Origin of the sequence: Micromonospora sp. NPDC048830 (assembly GCF_043198215.1) — a bacterium.
GTDB lineage: Bacteria > Actinomycetota > Actinomycetes > Mycobacteriales > Micromonosporaceae > Micromonospora.
Map to the genome: position 1 here is coordinate 65,281 of NZ_JBICUP010000022.1, position 6,719 is coordinate 71,999.

Below are 6,719 nucleotides of genomic sequence, written 5' to 3' on the forward strand. Positions count from 1 at the left end.
TTCGCTGCACTCCTCGCGCTCACAGGGGGGTACCCCCGTAGAGCTTGACCTCGTCGACGCCGTCGGTCTCGGCGAGGGTGACCTTGACGCTCTCGGCGAGCGACGTCGGGATGTTCTTGCCCACGTAGTCGGCGCGGATCGGGAGCTGCCGGTGGCCGCGGTCGACCAGCACGGCCAGCTGCACCGAGGCGGGTCGGCCGAGGTCGCTGAGCGCGTCGAGGGCGGCCCGGACCGTACGCCCGGAGAAGAGCACGTCGTCGACGAGGACGATCCGCTTGCCGTCGATCCCGCCGGGCGGGAGCTGGGTCGGGCCGACCGCGCGGGTGGCCTGCCGGCGCAGGTCGTCGCGGTAGAGGGTGATGTCGAGCACGCCGGCCGGGACGGCGACGTCCTCGAAGGTGCTGATCCGGTCGGCGAGCCGCCGCGCCAGGGGCGCGCCCCGGGTGGGGATGCCGAGCAGCACGGTGTCGGCGGCGCCCTGGGTCTTCTCCAGGATCTGGTGGGCGATGCGGTCCACCACGCGCGGGACGTCCGCTGCGGTGAGGATCACCTTCACCGAGGGTTGTCGTGCCGGCGACGGGTGGGCAGCCGGTGGGTAGGCCACGGCGGACCTCCTTCCCCGCCTCACGGGACGGGTCGTTAAAGGACGTCTGACACCGCCGGCGGGCCACGAAGGGACCGGACCGGGGCTCCAGCCACGTTACCAGTGGTCACGGGGCATGCCGACGGCGGTACTGACCCCCGGATCAGGGCGGCGAAACCGGGCAACTCCCCCGGCGCTTGCCAACGGTAGGGTCACGACCACTTGACCACGTGTCGCAATCCCCGTACCGTCACGCTCCGTAGTGAAAGCTGGGGAGATCCCCGTGCAGCACTGGGAGAGACCGAATGCCCTCTGAATACGCCAAGTCGCTGGGCGCCCGCCTGCGCTCCATCCGCCAGCAGCAGGGCCTGTCCCTGCAGGGGGTGGAGGAGAAGTCCAACGGGCGGTGGAAGGCCGTCGTGGTCGGCTCGTACGAGCGGGGTGACCGCGCCGTCACGGTGTCCCGCCTGGCCGAGCTGGCCGACTTCTACCGGGTGCCCGTCTCCGAGCTGCTGCCGGACGGCAGCGGGGTTCGCCACGAGCCCACCAGCAAGATCGTGCTGGACCTGGAGCGGCTCTACGACGACGCCTCCGAGGAGCTCGCCTACGTCGCCCGGTACGCCCGCGCCATCCAGCAGCAGCGGGGCGACTACAACGGCCGGGTGCTCTCCATCCGCGCCGACGACCTGCGCGCCCTGGCGATCGTCTACGACGCCTCGCCGTCCGGCCTGATCGAGCGCCTCACCGAGCACGGCGTGCTCGTGGCCGACCCCCGGGCGTTCTTCGCGTCCTGACCCCTCACGACGCAGGGCCCGCGCCGTCGGCGCGGGCCCTGCGTCGTCGTGTGCGCCCGCCGGGTGGCGGTGTCGGATTCCTCAGCGGGTGGCGTACTCGGCGATCCGGCCGACCACGCCGTTGAGGAAGCGCGGCGAGTCGTCGGTCGACATCTGCCGGGCCAGCTCGACGGCCTCGCTGATCGCCACCGCGTCGTCGATCTCGTCGACGTACAGCAGCTCGTAGACCGCGATGCGGGCGAGGTTACGGTCGACCACCGGCATCCGGTCCAGCGTCCAGCCCTCGGCGTAGCTGGCGATCAGCTCGTCGATCCGGTCCAGATGCGCGGCCACCCCCTCGACGAGGCCGACCGCGTACCCGAGGTGCTCCGGGTGGGGCTTCTCGATCCGCTCCAGGTAGCCGGCGAGCACCTCCACCGGGGGCCGGCTGCGCAGGTCCGCCTCGTAGAGCACGTCCAGCGCCCGCTTGCGCGCCTTGCGGCGCGCAGGCATCTGCTGCTTCGGACCCTCGGCCATCAGGCGCGGCCGAGGTAACGGCCGTCGCGGGTGTCGACCTTGATCTTCTCACCGGTGGTGATGAACAGCGGCACCTGCACGGTGGCGCCGGTCTCGACGGTGGCCGGCTTGTTGCCGCCGGTCGAGCGGTCGCCCTGCAGGCCCGGCTCGGTGTAGGTGATCTCCAGCACGACGGAGGTCGGCAGCTCGATGTACAGCGGCACGCCCTCGTGCGTGGCGACGATCGCCTCCGCCTCGGGGAGGAGGTAGTTGGCCGCCTCGCCGACGGTGCCGCCGGGGACGGTGATCTGGTCGAACGTCTCCAGGTCCATGAAGACGTAGTCCTCGCCGTCGGCGTACAGGTACTGCATGGTGCGCTTGTCGACGGTCGCGGTGTCGACCTTGGTGCCCGCGTTGAAGGTCTTGTCGACCACCTTGCCGGACAGCACGTTCTTCAGCGTGGTACGCACGAAGGCGCCACCCTTACCGGGCTTGACGTGCTGGAACTCGACGACGGCCCACAGCTCCCCGTCGAGGTTGAGTACCAGGCCATTCTTCAGGTCGTTGGTGGTGGCCATTTCCTGCCTTGTGATCATGAATTTGGCGGACAGACCTGGCAAGTCTACTAGCTGCCCGGAGCCGGGTGCCGGGCCCGCCGGGCGGGGACGGCGGGGACGGCGGGGGCCAGGGCCGCGCGGCCGGCGGCTTGGTGCCGCGCGGACAGCCGGCCCCGTGCCGCGGGCGCTCCGTCGCCGCACTCCCCACGCGGGCGGGCGGACCACCGTGGCGAACAGTCACGAAGAGTTGTCAGAGCGGAAGTCACCCACCCCTCGGCTCCGCCCTTTGCTCTGCACCCACCGACGCGACAACAACTCATCGTGATCGCTCCTGTGCCGGCCAACACGAACAGGAAGACCGTTAGTCGCAGGTCAGGCGCGTGTTGCGGATATGAGTGCAGAGCAAAGCGTCAAGAAGGGCCTACGGGTTGCGGACCCAAGGTAGCAGACCGTGACAGACTCTCCCGGCTACAGGAAGTTACGATCAGCTCGGCGGGAACGAGTCCTCGTGGGACGTCCACGGCACCCCACTGGCCGGGGCACCGCACGGGCCGGTGGGGTGCCACTGGCCGGGGCACCGCACGGGCCGGTGGGGTGCCACTGGCCGGGGCACCGCACGGGCCGGTGGGGTGCCACTGGCCGGGGCACCGCACGGGCCGGGGCACGGGCACGATAGCCAGACAGCGGCCAGGGGCGCGAAACGGCCGAGCGCTCAGGCGCGGGCGCCGAGGCGGTGGGCCAGGTGGTGCAGAGCCAGCCGGTATCCGTCCACGCCCAGCCCGCAGATCACCCCGGTCGCCACCGCGGAGACGACCGAGTGGTGCCGGAACTCCTCGCGGGCGTGGATGTTGGAGATGTGTACCTCGACCAGCGGGCCGCGCAGCAGGGCGCAGGCGTCCCGCACGGCGATCGAGTAGTGCGACCAGGCCGCCGGGTTGAGCACCACCGCCGCCTGCTCGTCGGCCGCCGCGTGCAGCCAGCCCACCAGCTCGTGCTCCGCGTCGGTCTGCCGGACCACCACGTCCAGCCCCAGCTCCCGGCCGGTCTCCACGCACATGGTCACCAGATCGGCGTAGCTGGTCAGCCCGTAGACGTCGACCTGCCGGGTGCCCAGCCGGCCCAGGTTGACCCCGTTCAGCACGTACACCCTCATGAGGCGACCTCCTGGTAGGCCCGGTGCAGCAGTTCCTCGTCGGGGCCCTCCAGGATCGTCGGGCGGGCGAGGCCGTCCAGCACCACGAACCGCAGCTTCGAACCCCGGGTCTTCTTGTCCACCCGCATCGTGGCCAGCAGCGCCGGCCAGGCGTCGGCCCGGTAGCTCGTGGGCAGCCCGAGCGCCGCCAGCACGCTGCGGTGCCGCTCGGCCGTGGCCGCGTCCAGCCGGCCGGCCAGCCGGCCCAGCGTCCCCGCGTACACCGTGCCGACGGCCACGGCGTGCCCGTGCCGCCAGCGGTACCCCTCCACCTTCTCGATCGCGTGGGCCAGGGTGTGGCCGTAGTTGAGCACCTCGCGCACCCCGGACTCGCGCAGGTCGCCGGAGACCACGTCCGCCTTGACCCGGATCGCCCGCTCGATCAGCTCCCGGACCACCGGGCCGTGCGGGTCGGTGGCCGCCGCCGGGTCCCGCTCCACCAGGTCGAGGATCACCGGGTCGGCGATGAACCCGCACTTGACCACCTCGGCCAGCCCGGCGACCAGATCGACCGCCGGGAGGCTGTCCAGCACCGTGAGGTCGCAGAGCACGCCGGCGGGCGGGTGGAAGGCGCCGACCAGGTTCTTCCCGGCCGTCGTGTTGATGCCGGTCTTGCCGCCGACGGCGGCGTCGACCATGCCGAGCAGCGAGGTCGCCACCGGCACCCAGCGCACCCCGCGCAGCCAGCAGGCCGCGACGAAGCCGGCCAGGTCGGTGACGGCGCCCCCGCCGACCCCGACGACGGCGTCGGTCCGGGTGAACCCCGCCTCGCCGAGCCGGTCCCAGCACGCGGCGGCCACCTCGATCGCCTTGCCCGCCTCGGCGTCCGGCACCTTTACGACCAGCGGCGCCATCCCGGCGGCGGCCAGCCGCTCGCCGATCGCGTCAGCCAGCGCCTTGAGCGGCGGCGCGTGCAGCACCGCCACCCGGGCCGCGCCGGGCAGCAGCGACGGTAGGGCGTCGATCAGATCCCGTCCCACCAGCACGTCGTACGGCCGCTCGCCGCCGACGGGGATGCGGGTAGTCACCTCGTTCATCGCCCGCCACCCTAGCCCAGCGCCCGTCCCCGGACGGTCGCCTGTCCACTGGGTGGTTGGCTGTCGGGGGTCAGGGCTTGAGCAGGGCGGCGATCTCGGCCGCGATCTCCTCCGGCGTCCGCCCGTCCGTGACCACGGTCGCGGTCGCCACCTCGGCGTACAGCGGGCGACGCTGCTCCATCAGGTGCCTGAGCGTCGCCCGCGGGTTGATCGCCAGCAGCGGGCGGCCGGCGCCCAGCCCGACCCGCTTGACCGCGTCGGGCAGCTCGACGCTCAGGTGCACCACGGTGTGCCCGACGAGGGCGGCGCGGTTCTCCTCCGCGAGCACCGCGCCGCCGCCGAGGGAAAGCACCCCGGCGCAGGAGGCCAGCGCCGCGGCCGTGGCGGCCCGTTCGAGGGTACGGAAGTGCGCCTCGCCCTCGTCGACGAAGATCTCCGGGATCGGCTTGCCGGCCAGCCGCTCGATGTCCTGGTCGGTGTCGCGGAACTCCACGCCGAGCAGCTCGGCGAGCGCCTGCCCGACGGTCGTCTTGCCGGAGCCCGGCGACCCCACCAGGACGCACACCGGCCGGGTCGCGCTCACCGGATGACCAGCGAGTCGAGGTAGCCCGCCAGGTTGCGGCGCATCTCGGCCACCGAGTCGCCGCCGAACTTCTCGGTGGCGGCCTCGGCGAGCACCAACGCCACCATCGCCTCGGCGACCACCGCGGCGGCCGGCACGGCGCAGACGTCCGAGCGCTGGTTGATCGCCGTCGCCGGCTCCCCCGTGGTCACGTCGACCGTGGCCAGGGCCCGGTTCAGCGACGAGATCGGCTTCATGGCCGCCTTCACGCGCAGCGGCTCGCCGGTGGTGATGCCGCCCTCCAGGCCGCCGGCCCGGTCGGTCACCCGGCGTACGCCCGTGGCGGTCGGCACGATCTCGTCGTGCGCCTCGGAGCCGCGCGAGCGGGCCTGCTGCCAGCCGTCGCCGATCTCCACGCCCTTGATCGCCTGGATCGACATCAGCGCGGTGGCGAGCCGGGCGTCGAGCTTGCGGTCCCACTGGACGTGGCTGCCCAGACCCGGCGGCACCCCGTACGCCAGCACCTCGACCACGCCCCCGAGGGTGTCGGCGGCCTTCTTCGCGGCGTCGACCTCGGCGACCATCCGGGCGCTGGCGTCCGGGTCGAGGCAGCGCAGCGGGTCGGCGTCGATCCGCGCGGCGTCCTCCGGCGTCGGGCGCAGCCCCGGCTTCGCGGCGACCGGACCCAGCTCCACCACGTGCGAGACGATCTCGATGCCGAGCGCCTGCCGGACGAGGGCCTTCGCCACCGTGCCGACGGCGACCCGGGCGGCGGTCTCCCGCGCGCTGGCGCGCTCCAGGATCGGCCGGGCGTCGGTGTGGCCGTACTTCTGCATGCCGGCCAGGTCGGCGTGGCCCGGACGCGGGCGGGTCAGCGGCGCGTTGCGGGCCTGCCGGGCCAGCTCCTCCGGGTCCACCGGGTCGGCGGCCATCACCGTCTGCCACTTCGGCCACTCGGAGTTGCCGACGCGGATGGCGACGGGGCTGCCCAGGGTCAGCCCGTGCCGGAGCCCGCCGATGATCTCGACCTCGTCCCGCTCGAACGACATCCGGGCGCCCCGGCCGTAGCCGAGCCGGCGGCGGGCCAGCTCGTCGGCGATCTCGCCGCTGGTCACCTCGATCCCGGCGGGTACGCCCTCCAGCATCGCGACGAGGGCGGGACCGTGCGATTCACCTGCAGTCAGCCAGCGCAACACGTCGGCAAGTCTGTCACGACCGCGTCACCCCCCGACGAGCCGCCCACCGCGTCCCGCGTAGCGGACGGTGTCGCGCGCGCCGCTCCGAGATCTTGGTGCGAACCGGCCCGTGGCGGGGCCGTTTCGCACCAAGATCCGCCACGGCGTCCCGCGAGGCGGACGCCGGGGCGTGGGGGGGGGGGGCGCCCCCCGGGGGGCCCCCCCCCCCGGGGGGGGGGGGGGGGGGGGGGGGGGGCGGGGGGGGGGGGGGGGCCGGGCCCCCCCCCCCCCCCCCGCGCCCCCCCCGCGGGGTGGGGGTCGCCG

The 6,719-nt window shown here is 73.5% G+C and carries 8 protein-coding genes; 1 reads left to right on the plus strand and 7 read right to left on the minus strand.

The window, feature by feature from the left end; translation table 11 throughout:
- Positions 1-19: 19 nt before the first annotated feature.
- On the minus strand, positions 20-604 hold the full coding sequence (gene pyrR / locus ACGFIZ_RS19720) for a bifunctional pyr operon transcriptional regulator/uracil phosphoribosyltransferase PyrR (RefSeq protein WP_393421142.1): 585 nt from the start codon (positions 602-604) through the stop codon (positions 20-22).
- Between the two features lie 284 nt (positions 605-888).
- Here pyrR and ACGFIZ_RS19725 point away from each other — a divergent pair, with 284 nt between their 5' ends.
- Positions 889-1,377: a transcriptional regulator gene (locus ACGFIZ_RS19725; RefSeq protein WP_145777310.1), complete on the plus strand. Its 489-nt coding sequence runs from the start codon at positions 889-891 to the stop codon at positions 1,375-1,377.
- Positions 1,378-1,458: 81 nt separating this feature from the next.
- Here the strand turns inward: ACGFIZ_RS19725 and nusB are convergent, their stop codons facing one another.
- The 6 genes from nusB to aroC form a co-directional block, all read right to left on the minus strand.
- Positions 1,459-1,869 carry a transcription antitermination factor NusB gene (gene nusB / locus ACGFIZ_RS19730; protein WP_347670155.1) on the minus strand — a complete coding sequence of 137 codons (411 nt, stop codon included), beginning with the start codon at positions 1,867-1,869 and terminating at the stop codon, positions 1,459-1,461.
- A 23-nt stretch (positions 1,870-1,892) separates the two neighbouring features.
- The gene (gene efp / locus ACGFIZ_RS19735) at positions 1,893-2,450 is read right to left on the minus strand and encodes an elongation factor P (RefSeq protein WP_347670152.1); all 558 of its coding nucleotides are present in this window, start codon (positions 2,448-2,450) and stop codon (positions 1,893-1,895) included.
- A 691-nt stretch (positions 2,451-3,141) separates the two neighbouring features.
- On the minus strand, positions 3,142-3,582 hold the full coding sequence (aroQ, locus tag ACGFIZ_RS19740; protein ID WP_393421147.1) for a type II 3-dehydroquinate dehydratase: 441 nt from the start codon (positions 3,580-3,582) through the stop codon (positions 3,142-3,144).
- A complete protein-coding gene (gene aroB, locus ACGFIZ_RS19745) occupies positions 3,579-4,658 on the minus strand; it encodes a 3-dehydroquinate synthase (protein ID WP_393421149.1) in 1,080 nt (359 codons plus the stop codon). The genes aroQ and aroB overlap by 4 nt, the downstream gene beginning before the upstream one ends.
- 70 nt (positions 4,659-4,728) lie before the next feature.
- A complete protein-coding gene (locus ACGFIZ_RS19750; protein ID WP_393421151.1) occupies positions 4,729-5,241 on the minus strand; it encodes a shikimate kinase in 513 nt (170 codons plus the stop codon).
- A complete protein-coding gene (gene aroC / locus ACGFIZ_RS19755) occupies positions 5,238-6,416 on the minus strand; it encodes a chorismate synthase (RefSeq protein ID WP_393421153.1) in 1,179 nt (392 codons plus the stop codon). Before aroC ends, ACGFIZ_RS19750 begins: the two co-directional genes overlap by 4 nt.
- Positions 6,417-6,719 lie beyond the last annotated feature (303 nt).